Genomic DNA, 23,850 nt, shown 5'->3' with positions numbered 1-23,850 from the left:
ATCGGAATGAGGAAAATGGCAACAGTCATCGCAACCGGAGCGGAAAAGAATAATCCGCCGAGAAGGATCGCCCCGGCGTATGTGCTGCGTTTGGCGGCGGCGCCGACCTTCGCGTTTATGGCCGCCGTCGCGGCGCTGCAGCCGGAGGATGCATCATTTTGCGGGCCGGTCTCGGACGCACGGCACCTGAGCGGTATGACGGCGATGTATCTGTTGATGTGTGTTTTTCATCTTCCGGCCTGGCTGAGGCTTGCCGATGACCGAAAGCGGAAATCACGCCGCCTTAAACCCGAACGGAATGGAGCAAGATGATGCATGATGTTGTGATATCACGCGAGGACTGGCTGTCGGCGCGCAAGGCGTTGCTGGACAGGGAGGTGGAGATGACGAGGCAATTGGATGCCTTGCGCGCGGAACGCCGGCGCCTGCCTTGGTTCCGGCTTGAGAAGGACTACCGTTTCGAAGGCCCTGAAGGCGTCCGCACGCTGTCGGATCTGTTCGACGGACGCAGTCAGCTTGCGGTCTATAACTTCATGCTGTCTCCGGGGTCTGATCATATCTGTAACGGCTGTGCCTTCGTCAGCGATCATATTGATGCGGCGCGCCGGCATTTCGAACAGGGGGATCTCTCCTTCGCGGCGGTATCCCGCGTGCCGGTGGATCGCATTCAATCCGTGAAGACTCGCATGGGTTGGACGTTTCCATGGGTTTCCTCCGCCGAGAGCGATTTCAACCATGATTTCGGTGTCTTCTTCACGGAGGAGGAATGCGCCGCGGGTGAGGCGCGATACAATTACGGCAAGTCCCGGATCGAGAACCCCGTCGATCTGTTCGGCGTCAGTATTTTCGTGAAAGACGAGGGCGGTGACATATTCCACACCTATTCGACCTATCAGCGCGGGGCGGAACTGTTGATCGGGGCTTTCAACTGGATGGATCTGACGCCCAAGGGTCGCAATGAAGGCGACGGCATCATGAGCTGGGTCAAACTTCACGACCAATACTGACGCCCGGCTTTCCCAAACCATACAGGGCGCTGCCGTCGGGCGGCGCCCGCCATGGTCACGAAACGACGACCCGAACGAAGCGCAGGTCGATTTCCGCCCGGTTCAGGTAGGCGTATTCCTGGTCGGAACGGTAGGCGGCATACTGGCCGGGCATCAGGCTTTGTTGGCGTCCGGAAAGGTCCAGCGTGAGCGTACCGTCGATCACGAAAACCATCTCATGCCAGCCTTGCGGGTCGGGCTCCGCCATATAGCTGTCCCCCGGGCTGAGATGCCAGTGCCATAGCTGCGCTTCCGATGCGGCCGGCGTACTGGCAAGCAGGGTCGCCTCGCTGCCCGGTTTCGGTCCGCGCCACAACACCTGGTCGATGACATTCATCGCGTCCCGCGTCGGATCACGAACAAGGTCGACGAAGCCGACGCCCATCGCGGCGGCCAGTTTATCCAGGCTGGACAGGCTGATATTGGCGTCGCCGCTTTCCACCGCCACGATCATGCGTCGGCTGATGCCGGATGCTTCGGCCAGGGCGGCCTGGCTCAAACCCGCGCGGCCGCGCAACCGTTTCAGGTTTTGCGAGACATGGGCGAGGACGCTGTCCTGGTCTTGACTGTGCAATATATTGCTCATATTTTTTTGTCGCTCCAGCGGGTATCGCCGTCAAGGGGCTCCGTTCCATCGCAGTATTTGGGGGAAACGATGTCTGCTCAACCGCGCATCCTGAACGCAAGCGATATCGACGATCTGGTCGGCCGGATCGACGTTCGGGGTGTCTTGGAGGACATGTTCCGATCCCTGGCCGACGGACAGGCTGTTCAGCCGCCCCAGACCGTCAGTTTGTTCCCGGGCAACAACGGCGATTTCATCACCTATCTCGGCGTGATGGCGGGTCAGAATGTCTTCGGCGCGAAGCTGTCCCCGTATATTCCGGGCGAAGGCAAGGCGCTGGTAACCGCCTGGACCCTCCTGATGTCGATGGAAAGCGGCGTGCCTCTTCTGCTTTGCGATTCCATGCGCCTGACGACCGAACGGACGGCGGCGACATCGGTCATCGCGGCCGATCACCTCGCAGGCGAAGAGGCCGGGGTTCTGACCATTATCGGCACCGGCGCGGTCGGCCTGGCCCATCTTCGCTACGCGCAGGCAATTCGGCCTTGGTCGGAAATACGCCTCTGTTCCCCTTCCGCCGCCGGCAAGCCGGATCTGCCGAAACGGACGGAGCAGGGCACGCCGATCGTGATCGGCACGGACGCAAACGCGGCTGCGGCGGGTGCGGATGTGGTGATGCTCTGCACCTCGGCCGGGAAGCCGGTGATCGACGTGACCGGGTTGAAACCCGGTGTGGTGGTGACCTCGATCAGCACGAATGTTCCCAACGCGCATGAGGTCGATCCGGCTGCGCTGAACGGCCTCGACGTCTATTGCGACTATCGGGCGACGACCCCGGCCTCGGCCGGAGAGATGAAACTGGCCGCGGCGGCGGGAACCTGGTCGGCGGAGGCCCTGCGCGGGGATCTTCCGGAACTGGTCGCCGGACGCGCAGCGGCGCCCAGCGGCGACCGCCCCGTTTTCTTCCGGTCCATCGGCCTGGGACTGGAGGATGTGGCCGCGGCGCTGGCCGTACTCCGCGGGCTTGAAGACTGAAACGAACGGTAGAACCGAGGACTGATGTTATGAAAATTCGCGACTTCGGCGTCGAGATATGGATGAACCGGTATGAGAACCATTGCGAGCTGAACCTGGCGGAGACCTGCGTGCAGTCGCTGACCGTCGAGGAACTGCTGGCGATGGCGGGCAAGACCGAGACGATCCTCTCCGAACTTCTGCCGATGAAACTGACCTATGGCGCGATCGAGGGCAGCGACCGCCTGCGCAGGTTGGTTGCCGGGCTGTATGAACGGCAGAAACCGGAAAACGTCGTCGCGACCCATGGCACGATCGGCGCCAATGCGCTGGTGCATGAGACACTGGTCGAGCCGGGCGACCGGGTGATCTCGGTCCTGCCGACCTATCAACAGCATTACTCCATCCCGGAAAGCTACGGCGCGGACGTCCAGATCCTCAGATTGACCGAAGCGACGGGATTTCTGCCCGATCTCGACGCGTTGAAGCGCCTCGCCACGCCGGGCACCAAGCTGATCGCGATCAATAATCCGAACAACCCGACCGGTTCGCTGATGGACCGCGCCTATCTTGAACAGATCGCCGGGATCGCCCGGGAGTGCGGCGCCTGGGTTCTCTGCGACGAGGTTTATCGGGGAACCGACCAGGACGGCGACGGGTCGACCGTTTCCATGGCCGACCTCTACGAGAAGGGGATCAGCACCGCCAGCATGTCCAAGGCCTATTCGCTGGCCGGTCTGCGGCTGGGGTGGATCGTCGGTCCGGTTGAGCTTCTGCATGCGGTTGCCGTCCACCGGGACTACAATACCATCAGCGTCGGCATGCTGGATGACCATTTCGCCTGCATCGCGCTGGAGAACCGGGACAAGATCCTGGGGCGCAGTCAGCAGATCACACGCACCAACCGCGCCATCCTGTCGGAATGGGTGGAGGGCGAGCCGCTGATCTCCTGGATCGCGCCCAAGTCGGGCACCACTGCGCTGTTGAAATACGACCTGCCGATGACGTCCGAGGAATTTTGCGTGAAGCTGCTGGAAGCGACCGGCGTCATGCTCACCCCCGGCAGCGCCATGGAGATGGAAGGATATCTGCGCATCGGCTACGCCAACGGGCCGGAGATCATCCGCGAAGGATTGAAACGGATGAGCGGGTTCCTGCGGGAGCAACAGGCCGCGGCCGCCTGACCGACGGAAAGCCCTTTACGGACCTCTCGGTTTTCCGTCAGGCTCATCCGATCGATCGATCGGATGAAGGGGCGGCACGATGCGCAACGTGGTTTTTTCCGGAATGCTTCACGCGGCGGTCCTTTGCCTCGCGATGCCGCTGCTATCGGGGACGGCCGGCGCCGACGAGCACGGTCCGATCGGCGATGGGGTGAAGGACCTGCCGATCTTTGATGCCCATATCCACTACAAGGAACCGGCCTGGGGACCGTATCCGGTCGAGAGCATCATCGAATTGATGGATCGAAACGGCGTGGCCATGGGGCTCGTTTCCTCGACGCCGGATGAAGGCACCATCATGCTGTGGGAATACGCGCCCAGCCGGATCGTTCCGGAACTGCGGCCCTATCACGGTAATGCCGGGTCCTCGAACTGGACCAAATCGCCGGGCATGGAAGCCTATCTGCTGGAACGCCTTGACGCCTATCCGCATGAAGGGATCGGCGAGTTTCACATTCATAACCTCGACACGTCGGATGAACCGCTGTTCCGCAAGGTCATCGGCATGGCCAAGGCGCGGGACATTTATCTGCATGTCCATTCCGGGCCGGAGCCCGTGCGCTGGCTCTACGGTCTCGACCCCACGGTCAAGATCATCTGGGCCCATGCGGGCCTGGGCGAACCGGCGGAAGCGGTCCATGCCCTGATGGCGGCGTTTCCGACCCTGGTGGCGGATACCTCCCTGCGGGAGCACGCGATTCTCGGCCATGGCGACAAACTTGATCCGGCATGGGAAAAAATCATCTACGACTTCCAGGACCGCTTGATGGTGGGTAGCGATACCTGGGTGAACGGCCAGTGGGACCGTTATGACGATATCATCGCGTCGAACCGATTGTGGTTGTCGAAACTGCCGGCGGACATCGCCCGGAAGATCGCCTACGAGAATGCCGAACGCCTGTTCAACCGGGATATTTCCAACGCATTGATCGGGACCCGATAGGCCGTTCCGTCTTCGATCCGTTCCCGCGGTCCCGCTTGTGATTTCGCGGCCGGTGCGTTTTTCCTCAGGCGCCCTCCCTTAGTCCCGACTCCTTCGCTATGTCTCTAGGCCAACTGAACAGAGCTTGAAGAGACCATGACGCCGATTTCCATTCTAGACCTTGTCCGGGTGACCGAAGCGACCGATGCGACGGGCGCGCTGTACAATGCGCGTGACGTTGCCCAACACGCGGAGCAATGGGGCTATAACCGGATCTGGGTGGCGGAACATCACAACCTGGCCGGCATTGCCAGCGCCGCCACATCCGTCGTCATCGGCCATATCGCGGCCGGGACGAGCAGGATACGCGTCGGGGCAGGGGGCATCATGCTGCCGAACCATGCGCCCTATATCATCGCCGAGCAGTTCGGCACGCTGGATCGTCTGTTCCCGGGTCGGATCGATCTCGGCCTCGGCCGGGCGCCAGGGACGGATCAGATGACCCTGCGGGCGCTGCGGCGGGACCCGGGCTCGTCCGACAATTTCCCCCAGGACGTGCTGGAGCTTCAGGCCTTCCTGGCGCCGCCGCAGCCGGATCAGCGTATTGTCGCGATCCCGGCGGCCGGAACGGAAGTGCCGCTCTGGATTCTCGGTTCCTCCAATTTCGGGGCCATGCTGGCGGGTGAGTTGGGGCTGCCCTATGCCTTCGCCTCACACTTCGCGCCGGATTATCTGCTGCCGGCGATGGAGCTTTACCGCAGCCGGTTCAAGCCGTCGGAGCAATTGGCCAAACCCTATGCGATGGTCGGCGTCAACGTCATCGCCGCCGACACGGATGAAGAGGCAAGACGTCTGGCGACCACGCAGCAGATGTCCTTCACCAATCTCGTCCGCGGCACGCGTGGTCTCAGCAAACCGCCGATCGACGATATCGAAACCTATTGGTCGCCGATGGAAAAGGCACAGGCAGGCAGGATGCTGGCCCGGTCGATCTACGGCTCTCCCGAGACGGTGCGGGCGGGTCTGGAAGCGCTGGTTAAGGAAACCGGCGCCGACGAATTGATCGTCGTCTCCGACGTCTTCGATCATCAGGCACGTCTTCGGTCCTTCGATCTGATCGCCGAGGCGGCGGGGATCAAACCGGTCTGACGTCAATCGAGGTCAGACCGTCCCCAATGCCCGCCATAACCCGCGAAGGCCGAGCGCGACGATAAGGCAGCCGACACCGATCATCAGCGCACGGCGGGGCGCGACCCTGACGACGAAGGCCGACAATGGGGCGGCCGGCAGGCTACCCGCGACAAGCGCAACCGCCGTCATGCCGAAATCCTGCCAACCGAGATGGCCCAGGAAGGTGATCGCGATCGCCGTCGTGACGAAAAACTCGGCGGCGATCGCCGATCCGATCATGTGGCGCGCCGAATTGCCGGACGCGACCAGGGTTCCGGACACGATCGGCCCCCAGCCGCCCCCGCCGATGGCATCCAGAAAGCCGCCGATCCCCCCGAGCGGCAGCAGCCCGCGCGGCGGCCGGATTCCCGGCGTCGCGCGATACGCTTTCCAAAGGATCAGGGCGCCCATGCCGGTCAGATAGGCGGACACGAAGGGGACCAGGAAGTCGCCGATGCCGGTCGCCAGCAGGCTGGCCCCGCATATGCCGCCGAGCACCCCGGCGATCGCCATGGGACGGACCAGCTTCCAGTCCACATTCCTCGCTACATGGTGCGAACCGGCGCTGACGGCGGTCGTCGCGGTTTCCGCCAGATGCACCGCCGCACTGGCGCTGGCGGGAGAATAGCCGAGGGTCAGCAGCAGCGCGGTCGATGTCAGGCCGTAGGCCATACCCAGGGCGCCGTCGACCATTTGTGCGGCGAACCCCACGGCGGCGATTTCCCAGAAGTTCTCCATCAGAAGTTTTCCATCAGCGGGCTGCGTCCTTCGGCGCGGCCTTTTACGGCGCAGGCGGCCTCTTTGAATAAGCCTGCCGACCCGCGTTGTGCGGGGCGGGTAAACCGCCCGTCGACCGGCGACGGTTCTAAAATGACGTCAGTATATTTCCGCGTCGATTCAATAGGCGGCGAAAAATAAATATCTGTCTGGAACAGACGGGTCAGACCCGATATCGGGCGACGCTTTCCCTGAACATGTCCATGAATTCCATCATGACGAGGGATGGGTTCTTATGGGTCGGACGAACGATGGCGAGCCGGTGAGGGATCCGCGGTTCGAAGGGCCGGAACGCCACGCCGCGGCCGCGATATCCTTCCGCATCCAATTCGCTGATGACCGAAACGCCCAGGCCGCGGGAAACCAGTTCGCATGCGGCGGTGAATTGGCGGATCTCCACCAGCGAATTGATTGCCACCCCCTGGGATTGTACCGCCTCCTGGAAGGCACGGTAGAACGGGCTGTCCCGCCGGGTATGAATGATTTTCTGGTCTGCCAGGTCCGGCGCGCGGATTATCTTTTTCTCCTCGAAAGGGTGGCCTTCCGGGAAAATACAAACGGTCCTGAGGTCAATCGTCTCGCTTTGCACGGCGGGATGCCCTTCGAACCCGTCGGTAATTCCCAGGTCGTATTGTTCGTTGAGCATCCATTCCATGATGCGCTCCGGTCGGTCTGGCTCGATCGTGACGGTAACGCCGGGCCGTTCCTCCAGAAAGGCGGACAGGACATCCGGCAGATGACTGGTCGCGAATCCGGGCAGGCAGGCGACCTTCAAATGCCCGGCCTTCCGTTCGGTCAGGTTCCGGCTGAGTTCCTGGATATGATCCAACCGTTCCAGGACACGCTGAATATCGGGCAGCAGAAAACGCGCTTCCTGGGTCGGGATCAGCACGCCGTCGCGGCGCTGGAACAACTGGAACCCGATTTGGGAGGAGAGGTCCGAGAGCAATCGGCTTACCGCCGGCTGGGAAATGCCCAGTTCCTCGGCGGCGCGGGTCATCGAACCGGCTTCCGCGACGGTCATCAGGGCTTCCAACTGGCGCATCCGTAATCGCATCGTCATCTTACTCAAGTAGCTTTGATATGAAGATCTGCGATCGTCATAGGCATAATATATTGTTATGTAAATCGTTACATAAATCGTTGTTCATTATGTAATCGAACTGTAGCATTTTTTGGATAAGCGGAGGCACGCGCCCGTCATTCGGCGGGTTGGTCTGCCCATTGGGAGGTACATATGAGATTTTCTGCAGTCGGCGCTTTGGTCGCCGGATCCTTGTTGGCGTCGCCGATCAGTGCGATGGCCCAAACCGAAGTACAATTCTGGCACGCTTTCACGGGCCGGTTGGGTGAACTGGTGGCGGAGCAGGTGGACACCTTCAATGCCAGCCAGAGCGATTACAAAGTGGTTGCCTCCCACAAGGGCAACTACTCCGAAACCCTGAATGCCGGCATCGCCGCGTTCCGGGCCAAGGAACAGCCGCACATCCTGATGGTCTTTGAAGTCGGGACCGCGACCATGATGGCCGCCAAGGGCGCCATCAAGCCGGTCTATGAAGTAATGGCCGATGCCGGCGCCACCTTCGATCAGGAAGCCTATATCGGCGCGGTGAAGGGGTATTACACCACGACCGACGGCGAAATGTTGTCCCTGCCGTTCAACTCCTCCACCCCGGTATTGTGGGTGAACAAGGACGCGCTGAAAGGGGCCGGTATCGACCCGAACGTCGATCTCTCCACCTGGCAGAAGGTCGGCGACGTCCTCGACAAGCTGAAGGCGTCCGGCCATTCCTGCCCGTTGACGACCGCATGGCAGAGCTGGATCCATCTGGAAAACTTCTCCGCCTATCACAACGTTCCCTTCGCGACGAAGGATAACGGTTTCTCGGGCGTCGACACGGAACTGGCCTTCAACGGCCCGGTTCAGGTCAAGCACATCCAGACGATGGGCGATTGGGCGAAGGACGGTAAGTTCTTCTATGCCGGACGCCGGAACGAAGGCGGTGCCAATTTCCGCAGCGGGGAATGCGCGCTCTTCACCGAAAGCTCCGCCGGCTACGCGGGCATCAAGAAGGAAGCCCAGTTCGAATTCGCCGTCCGTCCGCTGCCCTATTGGGACGGTGTCGACGGCGCGCCGCAGAACACCATCATCGGCGGTGCCTCGCTTTGGGTCATGACCGGCCACAGCGATGCGGAATACAAGGGCGTCGCGGCGTTCCTGAACTTCCTGTCTTCCACGGGCATTCAAGCCAAATGGCATCAGGACACCGGTTATCTTCCGATCACCATCGCGGCGGGCGAGAAGACGCGGGCCGATGGCTTCTATGACGCCAACCCGGGCACGGATATCGCCGTCAAGCAGATGACCGCGAAACAGCCCACGGCGAATTCCAAGGGGCTTCGCCTCGGTTCCTTCGACCAGATCCGTGGTATCATCGACGAGGAACTGGAAGCTGTCTGGTCGGGTGACAAGACCGCGCAGGAAGCCATGGACAGCGCCGTCGAACGCGGCAACGTTCTGCTGCGCCGGTTCGAGCAGGCCAACCGGTAACTTCTTCGGAGTACAGGCTCCCTGCGGGCCTGAGTGTGGAAATGGTCGGCGGTGGCGTGATGTCGCCGCCGGCTGTTACATCCAGTGGACATGATACTGGCCGGTTTTACTGCGGCCTGCTTGGAACGGGGTCATGGAAAAACGCGTAACATTCAAGGGATGGCTTCTGCCGCTGGCCCTTGTTTTTCCCCAGATCCTGATATCCGGCGTCTTTTTCTTCTACCCGGCCGGGCAGGCGATCTGGCAGTCTCTCTTTATTCCCGATCCATTCGGTCTGTCGTCCCAATTCGTCGGATTGGGGAATTTCGAATACCTGCTCAGCGACAAATATTACCGCGCCTCCTTCGTCACGACGGCGATCTTTTCGACGCTGGTGACCCTGGTGTCTATGGTTCCGGCGCTTTTCCTGGCCGTGTTGGCGGACCGACTGATCAAGGGGGCGGGCACCTACCGAACCTTGTTGATATGGCCCTATGCGGTGGCGCCCGCTGTGGCAGGCGTGTTGTGGCTGTTCATGTTCAATACCCGTGTCGGCTTGGTTTCCTGGTATCTCGGCCAGCTGGGCTATGATTGGAACCATGTGTTGAACGACGGGGAAGCGATGGGCCTGGTCGTCGTCGCGTCCGCCTGGGGCCGCATCAGCTATAACTTCCTGTTCTTCTTCGCCGCTCTTCAGAGCGTACCGCGTTCTGTGATCGAGGCGGCGGCGATCGACGGCGCCCGTTTCTGGAAGCGATTCTTCACCATCGTCCTGCCCCTGTTGTCGCCGACGACCTTCTTCCTTCTGGTCGTGAACGTGGTCTACGCCTTCTTCGAAACCTTCGGCGTGATTCACACGATTACCGCAGGCGGCCCGCAACAGGCGACGACCATTCTGGTCTACAAGGTCTTCGCGGACGGCTTCGTTGGGCAGGACCTCGGTTCTTCCGCCGCGCAGTCGGTCATTCTGCTACTCGTCGTCGGCGCGCTGACGGTGGTTCAGTTCCGCTATGTGGAAAAGAGGGTGCACTACTGATGGCCGACACCCTTCAGGAACCCCGGGGCAAGGAACCGGAACCCGGCATGGTGGAAAAGCGCGGCAGCGCGCTGTGGGTTACCCATGTGCTGATGATCCTCGGCGTGCTGGTCGTGTTCTTTCCGATCTGGCTGGCCTTCGTCGCTTCGACCGTGACCCAGCCCGAGATCGTTTCCCCGCCGATGCCGCTGCTGCCGGGGCCGCATCTGGTGGAAAACTACACCAGGGCGCTGTTCGCCGGCGTCAACGTGCCGGTCGCGCTCATGCTGCTGAACTCGCTGGTCATGGCGCTCGGCATTGCGCTGGGTAAAATAGCCATCTCGCTGCTGTCGGCCTTCGCCATCGTCTATTTCCGTTTTCCCGGGCGAACGACGTTTTTCTGGATGATCTTCATTACCCTGATGCTGCCGGTGGAAGTCAGGATCGTGCCGACCTACGAAGTGGTCGCGGGCTTCGGCCTGCTGAACAGCTATGCGGGCCTGATCTTCCCGTTGATCGCCTCGGCGACGGCGACGTTCCTGTTCCGTCAGTTCTTCCTGACCATTCCCGACGAATTGGCCGAGGCCGCGCGGGTCGACGGGGCGCGTCCGATGCGGTTCTTTTTCGATATCGTCCTGCCGATGAGCCGGACGAACATCGCCGCGCTTTTCGTCATTCTGTTCATCTACGGATGGAACCAGTATCTCTGGCCGCTGCTCATTACCACCGACCCGGAAATGAATACCATCGTCATGGGGATCAAGCAGATGTTCCCGTCGGGTGACGATATCGCGGATTGGCCCGTGATCATGGCGACGTCGATTCTGGCGATGATCCCGCCGGTCATCGTCGTGATTTCAATGCAGAAACTTTTCATCCGCGGTTTGGTGGATAGCGAGAAATAAGGCATGGCAACGGTAGAGCTCAAAGGCGTCAAGAAACGCTTCGGCCAGGTCGACGTCATTCATGGCATCGACATGGCGATCGCCGATGGCGAGTTCATCGTCATCGTTGGACCTTCCGGCTGCGGGAAGTCGACCTTGCTGCGGATGGTCGCGGGGCTGGAGACGATCAGCGAGGGGGAAATCGCCATCAACGGCGCCCGCGTCAATGAAAAGGAGCCGATGGACCGCGACATCGCAATGGTGTTCCAGAACTATGCGCTCTATCCGCATATGTCGGTGCGCCAGAACATGGCCTATGGCTTGAAGATCGCCCGCATGCCGAAACCGGAGATCGAGCGCAAGGTGGCCGAGGCGGCCAAACTGCTGCAACTGGAACCTTATCTGGACCGCAAACCGCGCGAGCTTTCCGGCGGGCAGCGCCAGCGCGTCGCCATGGGGCGCGCCATCGTAAGGGAGCCGGCCGTCTTTCTATTCGACGAGCCGCTGTCCAACCTGGATGCGAAACTGCGTGTCCAGATGCGGGTCGAAATTCGCGAATTGCAGTCTAAACTGGGGGTTACGGCTCTTTATGTGACCCATGACCAGGTCGAAGCGATGACCATGGCGGACCGCATGATCGTCATGAATGCCGGTGTCGCCGAACAGATCGGCACGCCGCTTGAGGTCTATGAGCGTCCGCAGACGCTGTTCGCGGCACAATTCATCGGCAGCCCGTCGATGAATACGCTGAAAGGAACCGTGGCGAATGGGGCCGTGACACTGGAGGACGGCGTCGTGTTGTCCTGTGGCGGCGGGCATTCGGGCGCGGCCGTCGTCGGTATTCGGCCCGAACATGTTCATGTCGACCCGGATGGCCCCCTGGCGGTTGATGTCACCCTAACCGAGCCGCTGGGTGCTACCACCTTGCTGCACGGCAAACTGAAGGACGGATCCGAGCCGTTCACGGCCAGCCTGCAAGGCGTGCACACGACGAATTCCGGGACGCATTCCGTCCGGTTCTCGGTGCAACCGGAGGACATCCATCTGTTCGATCCCGCCTCCGGGCGGCGGTTGGCGTGAGTCCGGTGACGGCGGGGCAGCGTAAACGGGCAGCGTATTGAAAAATCGAATTTTTCAGGCACCGCTGTTTCAGTCTTATTCGATAATGCCGGGAAACTGTGTTTCGTTCTAACGGACCATCCCCGGTGGTCTGATCACCTGTTTACACGGCTTGGTGAACAGGGTTAACCTGCCTCTCGGGGACTGTGGTACCGCATGTAACGGGCCGTTTCGTTTTCGCGGTTGTGCAATGTGCGTTGCCATTGGGCGCGGGCATGGTGGCAGCTAAAGGGACGTAACGGTTCATCGACCGGGAAATCCATGACGGACGCGCAAAACAGCACCGGCGCAACTGGCGCATCGGGGGACGCTGATTCGGTTTCGGCCGGCGGCGCGTCTGCGCGTAAACCCGGTGTGTGGACATTCACCTACGAAACCAGCACGGGCCAGTCCCAGGGGTTCACGATCGACGAATCCTCGCTGATGGATAAGGGCAGCTTCGCGGTCGGACGGAACCCGAAATCCAGCGATTACGTCCTGACGGATTTCTCGATCTCGCGCGATCATTGCGTGTTTTCGGTGAAGCATCCCGGTCTGTTGCTGGTTACCGATGTCGGCTCGAGCAACGGGACCTTCGTCAACGAAGCCCGGATCAAACCGAACGAAGCGCAGGAACTCGGTCTCGAAGATCAGTTGGAGATCGGCAACTTATTGATTACCCTGGCCTATGAGGCCGGGCCGGAGGTCGCGGGAGCCGCCAAGCCAAGCGGGCAGGCGGCGGCGCCATCTGAACCGCAGGCGGATCCGGCCCCTGCAAGTGTTGAGGCCGCCGCGGCAAAGCCGGCGCCGGCCGAAGTGAAGAAGGAAACGGGATCCGGTGCTGCCGCCGGGCCCGCGCCTTCGAAACGGCCGGGTGCTTCCGGGGGGAAACCGAAAGAGGCACCCAGGGCGAAACAAGCTGCCGCGCGGCGTCGCGGAGAAGGAGATGGTATGAATTGGGTCGGCCGTGTCATGTTTGGCGGCGCAATCATAGTCGGCGTGTTCGCGATCATATTCGGGCAGGCGGGTGAGCTGGGAACCTCCGGGTATCAGCTCATCGGCGGCGCGGTGCTCGCGGCGGTCGCGATCCAGGTCGCTGCGATGACCTGGAGTTCGATGCGCCGGGCTTCCGCGGAAAGCGCCTATTATGATCAGCAGGTCGCGATGCTGCGCAATCAGGTCAAAGCCTCCAGCGCCCACATGCGGGCGGAGCGGGAGCGCGCGACGCTGACCTGGAACGGGATCCGGAAATACCGGATCGACCGGAAAGTGCCTGAAGGGGGCGGGATCTGCTCGTTCTACCTGAAGCCGCATGACGGCAAGGGGCACCCGCCGTTCGAGCCGGGCCAGTATCTGACCTTCCAATTGAAGATCCCGGGCAAGGACAAGCCGGTGATCCGGTGTTATTCGCTGTCCGACAGTCCGCTGCAGCGCGACTATTACCGCGTCAGCATCAAGAAGGTTCCGCCGCCGCGGGACCGTCCGGACCTGCCGCCGGGGCTGTCTTCCAACTTCTTCCACGATCAACTGCAGGAAGGGGACATCCTGGACGTCAAGGCGCCGTCCGGTAAGTTCTTCATGGATCAGACCAAGCATACCCCGGTCGTCCTGATCGGCGGCGGTGTCGGCCTGACGCCGGTGATGAGTATGGTCAATTCCATCGTTCTGTCGGGTTCCAAACGGGAGACGCATTTCTTCTACGGCGTGCGCAACAGCAAGGAACACGTCATGAAGGAGCATCTGGAGCAGTTGGCGCGGGATCACGAGAACATTCACCTGCACGTCTGCTACAGCGATCCCGAGGAAGGCGACGAGGAAGGCCGCGATTATCAGCATGCCGAACGCGTCAGTGTCGATCTGTTCAAACGCGCCCTGCCGTCGAACAACTACGATTTCTACATCTGCGGCCCGCCCCCGATGATGGAATCGCTGGTTCGGGATCTCGACGAATGGGGCGTTCCCGAAGCGAATGTGCACTTCGAAGCCTTCGGTCCGGCCAGCGTCAAGAAGGCCAAGCCGAAGCCGGCCGAGGACGCCGCTGCGGCGCCCGCGGAAGCGATCGAGGTGGAATTTGCGAAATCGGGCAAGAAGGTCGCCTGGGATGCATCCTTCGACTCGCTGCTTGAATTCGGTGAGGCGCAAGGCATCGCCATGGATTCCGGTTGCCGCGCGGGCAACTGCGGAACCTGCATCACGGCGGTGAAATCCGGCGACGTGAAATATGTCGAGGAACCGGGCAGCGCGCCGGAAGCCGGGTCGTGCCTTGTCTGCGTCTCGGTGCCGAAGGGCAATCTGGTGCTGGATGTCTAGTAGGTAGGTATTTTTGATGAGATGCCGGTGCATGGGGCGCCGGCATCTGCAGCGACGGTTCCCGGGGAACCGGCACAGGGGGAATTATGGACGGACCGTTAGTCATTCAGCGTCCAATGCGGTGGGACAATCCGTTCAGCACCGAGATGACGGACGCGGATGTAGACCGGATCATGGCGCTGGAGCCGTTCTGCAACATGGACGAATCCAGTTTCCCGCCATCAATGTCTCTGCGCGATATCGTGCGGAACGACATGCGGATCCGGAACTACCGCCACGGTGATATCGTCGTGCGACGGGGGGATTACGGGAACTCCGCCTTCATGGTGCTTGGCGGTGCCGTGCGGGTGGTCATCAACCCGGATCTGCCCGACGCCCTGCTTGGCCGCCAGACCGAGAAGAAGCGCGGATTCGTGGGCGCGCTGAAGCAATTATGGTCCAACCCGGACATGCCCGAAGTTCGCGATGTCGCACGCTTGAAGGGCGGCGGGCCTGAAACCGGACAGCGTGTGAGGGACGGGGAGACCCATACCTTCCTTCAGGACGTTCCCTCAATCATGAAGGACTATCACACCGAACCGCTGCGCGAAGGCACCATCTTCGGGGAAATCGCCGCGCTCGGCCGAACCCCCAGAACCTTGAGCCTGTTTGCCGACGGCGACACGGAACTGCTGGAAATCCGCTGGCAGGGAATCCGCGACATCCGCCGCCGCGACGAGGCTTTCCGGAACCATATCGACAAGCTCTACCGGGAACGCAGCCTGATCCATCACCTGCGCGCCCTGCCGCTGTTTCAGCATCTCGACGACGACACGATCCAGTCGGTCGCCGATGCGACGGTGTTCGAGACCTATGGCGAGTTCGAATGGCATACGAGTTTCAAGAAACTCGCCGAATTGTCGCCGGCGGAACGGATGCGTCACGAGCCGGTCATTGCCGGGGAAGGGGAATATGTCGACGGCCTGTTCCTGATCAGAACCGGTTTCGCCCGGGTCAGCCGCCACGTGAACCATGGCGATCCGACTCTTTCCTTCCTGGGGCGGGGCGAGGTCTTCGGTCTTGAGGAACTGGTCCATAACTGGAAAAACGACGATCAGGTCCCGTATCAGAACACCCTGCGCGGTCTCGGAAACGTCGACGTGTTGCGCGTTCCAACCAAGATCGTCGAGGACATCGTCCTTCCCAACCTGCCGCCGAATTTGCTGCCGCCGGATCTGGTGCTGGACAAGCCCGAGGCGGATTCGATCCAGTCGATCACCAAGGAAGGGCACGGGCTCGATACCGGCCTGCTGGAATTCCTGGTCGAGAACCGGATCATCAACGGCCGCGCGACCATGCTGATCAACACCGACCGCTGCGTGCGGTGCGACGATTGCGTCCGGGCCTGCGCAGCGACGCATAACAACAACCCGCGCTTCGCCCGTCACGGCCGCCGCTACGGCAATGTGATGATCGCGAATTCCTGCATGCACTGTACCGATCCGGTCTGCATGATCGGCTGTCCGACGGGCGCCATTCACCGCAGTTCGCTGCAAGGGCAGGTCGTGATCAACGACTCGGCCTGCATTGGCTGTGCGACCTGCGCCAATTCCTGCCCCTACGACAATATCCGGATGGTGGCGGTGCGCGACGAGAGCGGGGAATTCGTCCTGGACGAGGCGAATGCCCCGATCATGAAGTCGACGAAATGCGACCTTTGCGTCGATCAGATGGGCGGGCCGTCCTGTGAACGTGCCTGTCCGCACGATGCCCTGCGCCGCGTGAATATGAGCGACCTGGGCCCAATTGCGGAATGGCTGAACCGATCATGATGTTGACCCGAAAACATGTTGGGCGGTTCGGCATCGCCTTGCTCGCCGCGGTAGCAATCTATTTCATGCATGGCGGCATGCAGGCGGCGCTGTGGGAGCCGGCCTTCGTCACCGGTTGGATCCTGCTCGGCGGGATGCTGATCCTGGCGCTGTTGAATACCCGCAAGAAGTTGCCCTTTCTGCCGCTCGCCAAGGTTCGGAACTGGGTGAAACTGCACGTCTATCTCGGCTGGTTCGTGGTCGGCGTGTTCCTGATCCATATCGATTTCGACATTCCGAACGGCTGGATCGAAACCACGATGGCGGTGCTGTTCGTGGTTGTGGCGCTGTCCGGCGTGATCGGCGCCTTCCTGTCGAAGTCCCTGCCGCCGCGCCTGACACGGCGCGGGGAAGAGGTGATTTTCGAGCGCATTCCGGTCTTCATCACCCAGCTTCGGGAAGCGGCGGACGACCTCGCGGTCTATTCGGTTGAACAAACATCCTCGACCTCGATCGCCGATTTCTACACTGAACAGCTCCGGGAATGGTTCATGCGCCCGCGCGACTATTTCGAGCACCTGATGGAGCTCGGCGGCCGCCGTTTCGCATTGAAGCAGGATTTCGACAGCATGGAGCGCTACCTGAACGACACGGAAAAGGAAGTGTTGGGAGAGCTGCGCGCCCTGGCCGAGAAGAAGAGCGATTTGGATTATCACCACGCGCTGCAGATGACGCTGAAGGGATGGCTGTTCATCCATATTCCGGCGACCTATGCCTTGCTGGCCTTGGCGGTGGTGCATGTGATTCTGGTTCATGCCTTTACCGGCATGAGTTTGTGATGGGGGCTGGAACGTGAATTTGAAACTTCAGCGTTTTGATTATCGAAGCAGCCCATACGAGCGGCCGAACCAGGAATGGGTCTGCGGCCGATTGGCCGAAGGCAAACCATGCCTGGTCGGTCCGGGCAGCAACGGCGTCTGCCGGGCGCAGGCCGAATGCCGGCCCCTGAACAAGAACGGCCGCTGGCTCTGCACCCGCAGTGACGCGGCCGGCGGCAAATGCGCCAACGGCCCGCTGCCGGACGGCAGCTGCTGCAACCCGATCCCGAAATGCTCGCCGAAGCCCAGCATCCGCCGTAAACGGGGCATGCTGTCCCGCTATGCGGTGGCGGTCGTGGTCGGTCTGCTTCTGGTACTTGCCGGCGGCGTGACGGGCGAGGCGGTCTTCTCACCGGGGCCGCTTTCCGCGGCTCACTCGGAGCTCGGCGGCTGCGCCAGCTGTCACACGGTCAGCGGCAAGGGCATGGTTGCCTGGGCGCATTCGGTTTTCACCGGCGGCACCGAGGCGTCCGATGTCCAGAACTGCCTGAGCTGTCACCAGAACCGCGGCGGTAATGCGCATAACCAGACCAGCGCCTTCCTCGCCGCGGCGACGGAAGAGGCGTCGGCCCGGGGGACTTCCGGCGGCGGTCCGCTGATGACGCAGGTATCCGCCACGCTGGGCCTGTCGGTCCGCGAAGCGGATGGCGGCGGTATTGCCTGCCGCACCTGTCACCAGGAGCATGGCGGCCATCAGAACGACATTACCCAGATGGCCAATTCCGAATGTCAGGCCTGTCATACCAATAAATTCAACGCGTTGGGCGACGGTCATCCGGATTTCGGCGATTATCCCTATACCCGTCGGACCCGGATTCAGTTCGATCACCAGGCGCATATCGGCAAGTATTTCGCCGATCCGAACAATGCCGACAAGGCGCCGGCCACCTGCCGGACCTGTCACACCCCGGACAGCCAGGGCAAACTGATGCTGTTCGCCGGGTTCGATACCGGCTGCGCGTCCTGTCACGCGCCGTTCATCGCGGATAAGCCGATCGAAATCCTGCGCCTGCCGGGCATGGACGTCGATTCGCTGATCGATATGGAAGCCAATACCGGCGAATGGCCGGTCGACGCGGAAGGCGAGGAATTCCAGGCGATCGGGGATGCCCTGATGCGCAGCGACGAAGGCTATGCCGCGGCCCGCGCCTATATCGAGGAGGAAGACCTCGACCTCTTCGATCTTGAAGACCTCGACGATGAAGGCCGGAAACATGTCGAAAACCTGATCTGGGCCTACAAGACCCTGATCTACGACATCCTCACGAACGGTCAGGAAGCGATTCAGGAGCGGTTGAGCGCCGCTTCCGACGCGGAGCTCGACCAGAAACAGGTCGCGGCCCTGCTGGCGAATCTGCATATCGACGGAATCGCGATGCTGCAGCAGCGTTGGTTCCCGAACCTGTTCGAGGAAATGACCGCGCATCTCGACGGCGAGGAAATTCCGATGCCGGAAGATGAGGCCGATGTGCCCGAATTGCCCGACGATATGATGGATGAGGCGAGCTGGGCCGAGGGCGGCGGCTGGTATGAGGATTATTACACCCTCTACTACAAGCTGACCGGCCACGGTGATCGGTTCATGCGGGATTGGCTGCGTTTCGCGGTGGTGACCAACCAGAACGAGGAGCTTGGCGCCTCGCTGATGGACGCGATCGGAACACCGAAGTCGCCGGGTGGATGCGTCGGTTGTCACAGCGTCGACAAGACCGACGGTCCGGGTGAGGTGAACTGGAAGACGCGTCAGGCCGACCCGTCGGTCGTCGGGTTCACCGATTTCTTCCACTCCAAGCACTTCGCCTTGATCGGCGACAAGGGATGTTCGACCTGTCACACCCTGAACCCGGACGCGGACTACGCCGCCGGTTTCGCGGATTTCGACAATTCGACCTTCACCAGCAATTTCTCGCCCTTGGGGCAGGAGGTTTGCGCCGAATGTCACACCGCGAGTGTTGCGGGCAACCAATGCACCCAGTGCCACAACTACCATGTCGGGGAATTTCCGCCCGCCGCGGTGGATACAAAGCTGACGACGAATCAGTAGCCCGATACGCGATCGGCAGGGCGGGCATCCGGGAAACCGGGTGCCCGTTTCCTTTTTTACGGGCCTCCCGACGATTATTCAGGAATCGGCCTCCACTCAAGTCCGGTGCGATTCCCGAACCGTTTGAAACGAAAGGAAATTACCCGACATTTTCAGGTGGTTTCCGACCCCAATTGAGAGCCGTTCGCGGTACTCTGTTGCATATTGGTCCTAACCAAACCCCAAACGACAATAATGTGGCGAATATTAGGCAACCTTCCTTGACGAACGAAGAAGTGATACGGTTTTATCGAGCCAAATGAGAAGCCCCGCTAAAGGGCTGATCAACTTGGCAGTAGTCCTTGGTTTGTGGGGGGCAGCACAGCGCCTCAAGGACGGGAGTTGCTTTAAAGGTCGTCCTTCCCCGGACGGCCCTGCCTGGTTTTTAGGTATTGTGCGCCAGGTGGACTGACAACTGAGGAGCAAGACGTGACACGTTCTCGACTTTCAGCGCTCAACATTGCGCCCCTTGGCGTCGCTATTCGCGGTGCGATAGCGCTCGCCGCCTTGATGTTTGTGGTGGTTTCCCCAGCCTCGGCTGAGGGCACCGCTCTGAAACTGGCGACCGACACCGAAGACCCCCATGCGGCGGTCTATTCGGAAGACGCCTATCCGACGGCCAGTCAGTGCCAACCCTGTCACCAGCAGATTTATTCGGAATGGTCTTCTTCGAACCATGCTTATGCATCGATTTCGCCGATGTTCCATAAGTTCGAACAGAAGATCACCGATCTCAGCCAAGGAACGATCGGCTCCTTCTGCGTTCGCTGTCACCAGACGGTCGGCACGCAGCGCGGCGAGAAACGGCACCTGCCGCTGTGGGAACGCAGCCAGGTCGCGCGGGAAGGGATTACCTGCATCACCTGTCACCGCGTCGCCGAATCCTACGGTAAGGTGAACGGTGAGCGGAACATCGCCCCGGGCGATATTTACACGCCGATGGCCGGTGCCCTGCGCGAAACCAAATTCGATGAAGTGATCGAACAGAAGGATGAGCTGCGGATCGCCGTCAACGACGAAGAGCGCGGCAACAAGATCCACACGAACGTCATCAAATTCGCGGATATCAGCAAATCCGAGTTCTGCGTCTCCTGTCACCAGGTGGCGGTGAACCTCGGCATTAAGCTGGAGGTTGTCTGGGATCAGTATCGTGACTCGCCGGCCTTCAAGAAAGGCGATACCTGCCAGGATTGCCACATGGGCAAGACCCCGGGGGTTGCCGCGGGTTATGAAACCGGCCCGTCGGCGGTCGTGAACGGTGTTGAAATCAACCCGGGTCGCCGTCACAGCAACCATGCCTTCTACGGTCCGGGCTATCCGATCGCCCATCCGGGCATCTTCCCGCACAACCCCGATGCCGAAGCGTTCGACATCGAGGACTGGCTCGCTTTCGATTATCGCGGCGGCTGGGGCACGGAAGAGTTCGAGGACGAGCATGAAGACCTGACCAGTGCGTATGAGGATTTCCACCTTGCGATGGAAGGCCTCGGCGGCGGTCTGGAAGCCTTCAACGGTCTGGAATCGATCGAACGTAACATTGCTCGCGGCACGGTCGGTTTCGAAACCGAAAAGGGTCTGGAGCGGATGCTCGCCCGGTTGGAAGCGCTTGACGGCGTTCTCGACGCGGACGGTGCGGAAGACGCCCTGGCCGAAGGTCGCGAGGCACTCGAAGCGGCCCGTGAGGCAACCGTCGATCTCGGCGGTGACGCTTCGCTGGTCGACGCGGTGATCGCCAGCCTTCCGTCCATCGAAGGCAGTCTCGGCGCCATCGACGGGTTCGACGATGCCTACCAGGCGGTTGTCGATACGCTGGAGAGCTTCAAGGGCAATCCGCCCAATGAAGATCAGGTGGCTGACCTTGCGGGCAAGCTGGCGGCGCTGAACGCCACGATCCCGGCCGCTTCGCCTGAATTCCGGGCCACCCTGCACGCGGCGAAGGACAACCTGAACGTGGACTTCCCGTTCGCGTGGTCCGATATCGGCGATCGTGAAGATGCCTGGGCAATCATCGAGGTCAACCTGGCCGCGTTGGAAGACAAGCGTGAGCTGCGCAAGCAGGTCATGGAAAACGGTAGCCGTATCGACGGTCCGTTCTTCGACGGCGGCCGCCGGGTCGGTGATGATCTGGACTTCGCCTATGTCATCAACAACATCGACGAAGGCCACAACCTGCCGTCCGGTTCGTTGGGTGCACAGCCGGAAATCTGGCTGAACGTTGCCTTGACCGACCCCGATGGAAAGCGGGTTTGGGAATCCGGTTATGTCGACAGCAATGGCGACTTCGCGGACATCCATTCACTGGATGTGGCGGCTGGTAAGATCCCGTTCGATGATCAGATCTTCAACTTGCAGACCAAGTTCCTGACGACCAACGTCAAGGGCACGGACCGCGAGATGTATCTGCCGATCAACCTGGACATCGACCAACGTCCGTTCCTGCGTCCGGCTCCGCAGCCGACGACGGTTCTGAACCATGCGCCGTTCGTTCGCATGGAAGGTCGGTCGATCCCGCCGTTGGGTAGCAAGACAGCCGACTACTCGGTCCCTGGTGAGCTGATCACCAAGCCGGGCAAGTACAAGCTGTCCGTTCGGTTGCGCAGTCGCGCGGAGCCGATCTACTTCATGAAGTTCGTAGGCTCGACTGTGGATATGGAGCAGTCCATGAATGAATGGATGCTCGACTTCCACGCCTACACTGTTGAATTCGACGTCAATTAAAGGTCTGGGGCGATCCAATGGGAGAGTATGAAAAAAGTGGGGTGATCTCAGGCCAGGCATTCGGACGCATTGGCGTCGGGATAACCGGTCTGCTGGCGGCAACGGCACTTTCCTTGTCGATGCTGTCGGCGGACGCCTGGGGCGCCGCGGAGGGGCATCAGACGGAATCGATCATTCCGCCTGAAGCCACCAAGGTTGAACACGATCCGAACCTTTTCGGGGACGATCCGAACTACGAAGACAAGCCGTACGATCCGCAGGCTCAGTATGAGATCTATGGAGCCAAACGGCCGGCGCCGACGCCGCGTCCGGCATTGGAACTGGGTCGTCCCCAGTACCAGGAAGGTCCGTTCCAGCCGGGCATCAACATCATCGGCGAACGGAACCTCGTCTTCCCGGCCTTGGCTATCTACGGCGACGTCAAAACCGCGGTCGAATACAACGACAACGGCAATGACGAACGGGGACAGATCGCGGTTGATGCGAATCTGGATATCGACCTGAAACTCACCGGCACGGAACGTATCCACGCTTTGGTCGAACCTTTCGACCGAGATGGAAACGCCACCCGTTATGAGTTCTTCGGGGACGACAAGGACCAGGGCGAAGAACAGATCAACGGTAATATCGAGGCTCTATTCTTCGAAGGGGATGTCGGTCAGATCGCCTCCGGTCTGATGGACCGCGATGCCGGATTTGACCTGCCGATCGCCTTCGGTTTGATGCCGATCATTTTCCAGAACGGTGTCTGGGTTGATGAAATCTTCACTGGCGCGGCGTTCACCATCGCGGCGAAGAACAGCCCGGCACTGACCATTTCCAATATGGACTTCACTTTCTTTGCCGGTATCGATCAGGTTGAAAACCCGGCGATCCTGGACGGAAACGGAAAGCGCGCGAAGCATAACCTCGACGTTTACGGCGTCGCCGGCTTTGTCGAAGCCATGGAAGGATACTGGGAATTCGGTTACGGGCGTCTTGAGGGCAATGATGGTTTCGACGATCAATCCTTCAACAGCCTCACGGTCGCGTTCTCGAAGCGGTATAGCAGTTGGCTGTCGAACAGTGCCCGTGTGATCTGGACCTTCGGGCAGGATCGGGACAACGGGGCCGACCAGACCGCTGACGGTTTCGTCTTCCTGTTGGAAAACTCGCTTATCACGCATTTGCCGTCGACCTTGGTTCCCTACGCGAACTTCTTCATCGGTCTCGACCGTCCGCAGCCGCTGACGGACAATACCGGCCTGTTGAAGAATACGGGGATCACCTTTGAAAACCCGGGTATCACCAACTTCCCGAAACTGAACGACAGCGCGCAGGATGCGTTTGGTGGCGCGATCGGCGTTCAGTATCTCTTCGACCTGCACCAGCAGATCGTGGTGGAAGCGGCGACGTCTCAGCGGATCGGCGGGTTCAGTGCGAACCGCGCGGTTCCCGGTGACGAATATGCCGTCGGGTTCCGTTATCAGCTGCCGATTGCGCCGGAATGGATCGTGCGCGCAGACGGTATCTACGGCTGGCGCGAGGATAATGAAGACATTCGCGGTGTCCGTTTGGAACTTCGCCGCAAGTTCTAAGCAACAGTTCAGGCGGCTTGGCGGCTTGCGCCGTTAACCGACTGATAAAGGTAATAAAATTACGGCCCTCGTTTCTGACGGGGGCCGTATTTTTTTAGTTCAGTTTTTTGTGAACTACAGTAGATAGGATTGTGTGGTCGTTCCTTGCATCGGATTCAGGCAAACGTTAATGTGGGGCATAACGGTGCTTGGGGATGCGCGGCGAAACAAATGGATCGCTGCCGTTCCGGTGTAACCGAAAGAACACGGT

Annotated in this window: 19 protein-coding genes; 16 read left to right on the top strand and 3 right to left on the bottom strand. The window is 60.8% G+C overall.

From position 1 onward, the window contains the following. Nucleotides 1-15 precede the first annotated feature (15 nt). Both ACQK2G_RS11010 and ACQK2G_RS11005 read left to right on the top strand, forming a co-directional pair. The gene (locus tag ACQK2G_RS11010) at nucleotides 16-312 is read left to right on the top strand and encodes a hypothetical protein (RefSeq protein WP_425405076.1); all 297 of its coding nucleotides are present in this window, start codon (nucleotides 16-18) and stop codon (nucleotides 310-312) included. Further along, on the top strand, nucleotides 309-1,007 hold the full coding sequence (locus ACQK2G_RS11005) for a DUF899 domain-containing protein (protein ID WP_425405075.1): 699 nt from the start codon (nucleotides 309-311) through the stop codon (nucleotides 1,005-1,007). Before ACQK2G_RS11010 ends, ACQK2G_RS11005 begins: the two co-directional genes overlap by 4 nt. A gap of 55 nt (nucleotides 1,008-1,062) precedes the next feature. Here the strand turns inward: ACQK2G_RS11005 and ACQK2G_RS11000 are convergent, their stop codons facing one another. Continuing rightward, nucleotides 1,063-1,632, bottom strand: a complete 570-nt coding sequence (locus ACQK2G_RS11000) for a helix-turn-helix domain-containing protein (RefSeq protein WP_425405074.1) — start codon at nucleotides 1,630-1,632, stop codon at nucleotides 1,063-1,065. A gap of 69 nt (nucleotides 1,633-1,701) precedes the next feature. On the opposite strand from ACQK2G_RS11000, the gene ACQK2G_RS10995 reads away from it, so the two are divergent. From ACQK2G_RS10995 to ACQK2G_RS10980, 4 genes are all read left to right on the top strand, one after another. Next, complete coding sequence (locus ACQK2G_RS10995) at nucleotides 1,702-2,646, top strand: ornithine cyclodeaminase family protein (RefSeq protein WP_425405073.1); 945 nt, start codon at nucleotides 1,702-1,704, stop codon at nucleotides 2,644-2,646. 29 nt (nucleotides 2,647-2,675) lie between these two features. After that, nucleotides 2,676-3,809, top strand: coding sequence for an aminotransferase (locus ACQK2G_RS10990; protein WP_425405072.1), 1,134 nt, complete (start codon nucleotides 2,676-2,678; stop codon nucleotides 3,807-3,809). 79 nt (nucleotides 3,810-3,888) lie between these two features. Beyond that, on the top strand, nucleotides 3,889-4,791 hold the full coding sequence (locus tag ACQK2G_RS10985; RefSeq protein WP_425405071.1) for an amidohydrolase family protein: 903 nt from the start codon (nucleotides 3,889-3,891) through the stop codon (nucleotides 4,789-4,791). A 135-nt stretch (nucleotides 4,792-4,926) separates the two neighbouring features. Beyond that, nucleotides 4,927-5,919 (top strand): LLM class flavin-dependent oxidoreductase, encoded by a 993-nt coding sequence (locus ACQK2G_RS10980; protein WP_425405070.1) that lies wholly within the window; start codon nucleotides 4,927-4,929, stop codon nucleotides 5,917-5,919. 12 nt (nucleotides 5,920-5,931) lie between these two features. Here the strand turns inward: ACQK2G_RS10980 and ACQK2G_RS10975 are convergent, their stop codons facing one another. Both ACQK2G_RS10975 and ACQK2G_RS10970 read right to left on the bottom strand, forming a co-directional pair. Then, a complete protein-coding gene (locus tag ACQK2G_RS10975) occupies nucleotides 5,932-6,678 on the bottom strand; it encodes a sulfite exporter TauE/SafE family protein (protein WP_425405069.1) in 747 nt (248 codons plus the stop codon). Nucleotides 6,679-6,880: 202 nt separating this feature from the next. After that, entirely contained in the window at nucleotides 6,881-7,780 is a 900-nt protein-coding gene (locus ACQK2G_RS10970; RefSeq protein WP_425405068.1) for a LysR family transcriptional regulator, read from the bottom strand. Nucleotides 7,781-7,954: 174 nt separating this feature from the next. Between ACQK2G_RS10970 and ugpB the strand changes: the two genes are divergently transcribed. The 10 genes from ugpB (at nucleotide 7,955) to ACQK2G_RS10920 (ending at nucleotide 23,600) form a co-directional block, all read left to right on the top strand. Further along, nucleotides 7,955-9,268, top strand: a complete 1,314-nt coding sequence (ugpB, locus tag ACQK2G_RS10965) for a sn-glycerol-3-phosphate ABC transporter substrate-binding protein UgpB (protein WP_425405067.1) — start codon at nucleotides 7,955-7,957, stop codon at nucleotides 9,266-9,268. A gap of 133 nt (nucleotides 9,269-9,401) precedes the next feature. After that, the gene (gene ugpA, locus ACQK2G_RS10960) at nucleotides 9,402-10,283 is read left to right on the top strand and encodes a sn-glycerol-3-phosphate ABC transporter permease UgpA (RefSeq protein WP_425405066.1); all 882 of its coding nucleotides are present in this window, start codon (nucleotides 9,402-9,404) and stop codon (nucleotides 10,281-10,283) included. Between the two features lie 47 nt (nucleotides 10,284-10,330). Continuing rightward, entirely contained in the window at nucleotides 10,331-11,167 is an 837-nt protein-coding gene (ugpE, locus tag ACQK2G_RS10955; RefSeq protein WP_425407640.1) for a sn-glycerol-3-phosphate ABC transporter permease UgpE, read from the top strand. A 3-nt stretch (nucleotides 11,168-11,170) separates the two neighbouring features. Continuing rightward, the gene (ugpC, locus tag ACQK2G_RS10950; protein WP_425405065.1) at nucleotides 11,171-12,226 is read left to right on the top strand and encodes a sn-glycerol-3-phosphate ABC transporter ATP-binding protein UgpC; all 1,056 of its coding nucleotides are present in this window, start codon (nucleotides 11,171-11,173) and stop codon (nucleotides 12,224-12,226) included. Between the two features lie 300 nt (nucleotides 12,227-12,526). Then, complete coding sequence (locus ACQK2G_RS10945; RefSeq protein WP_425405064.1) at nucleotides 12,527-14,554, top strand: FHA domain-containing protein; 2,028 nt, start codon at nucleotides 12,527-12,529, stop codon at nucleotides 14,552-14,554. An 86-nt stretch (nucleotides 14,555-14,640) separates the two neighbouring features. Next, a complete protein-coding gene (locus ACQK2G_RS10940; protein WP_425405063.1) occupies nucleotides 14,641-16,365 on the top strand; it encodes a cyclic nucleotide-binding domain-containing protein in 1,725 nt (574 codons plus the stop codon). Then, entirely contained in the window at nucleotides 16,347-17,183 is an 837-nt protein-coding gene (locus ACQK2G_RS10935) for a hypothetical protein (RefSeq protein ID WP_425405062.1), read from the top strand. Before ACQK2G_RS10940 ends, ACQK2G_RS10935 begins: the two co-directional genes overlap by 19 nt. 13 nt (nucleotides 17,184-17,196) lie before the next feature. Next, on the top strand, nucleotides 17,197-19,266 hold the full coding sequence (locus ACQK2G_RS10930; protein WP_425405061.1) for a hypothetical protein: 2,070 nt from the start codon (nucleotides 17,197-17,199) through the stop codon (nucleotides 19,264-19,266). A 468-nt stretch (nucleotides 19,267-19,734) separates the two neighbouring features. Beyond that, nucleotides 19,735-22,023: a multiheme c-type cytochrome gene (locus ACQK2G_RS10925; RefSeq protein WP_425405060.1), complete on the top strand. Its 2,289-nt coding sequence runs from the start codon at nucleotides 19,735-19,737 to the stop codon at nucleotides 22,021-22,023. A 17-nt stretch (nucleotides 22,024-22,040) separates the two neighbouring features. Then, nucleotides 22,041-23,600 carry a hypothetical protein gene (locus ACQK2G_RS10920; RefSeq protein ID WP_425405059.1) on the top strand — a complete coding sequence of 520 codons (1,560 nt, stop codon included), beginning with the start codon at nucleotides 22,041-22,043 and terminating at the stop codon, nucleotides 23,598-23,600. The last annotated feature ends 250 nt before the right edge of the window (nucleotides 23,601-23,850 follow it).

Origin of the sequence: Hwanghaeella sp., from assembly GCF_965227365.1 — a bacterium.
GTDB lineage: Bacteria > Pseudomonadota > Alphaproteobacteria > UBA8366 > Aestuariispiraceae > Hwanghaeella.
This window is presented reverse-complemented; position numbering and strand designations above follow the sequence as displayed.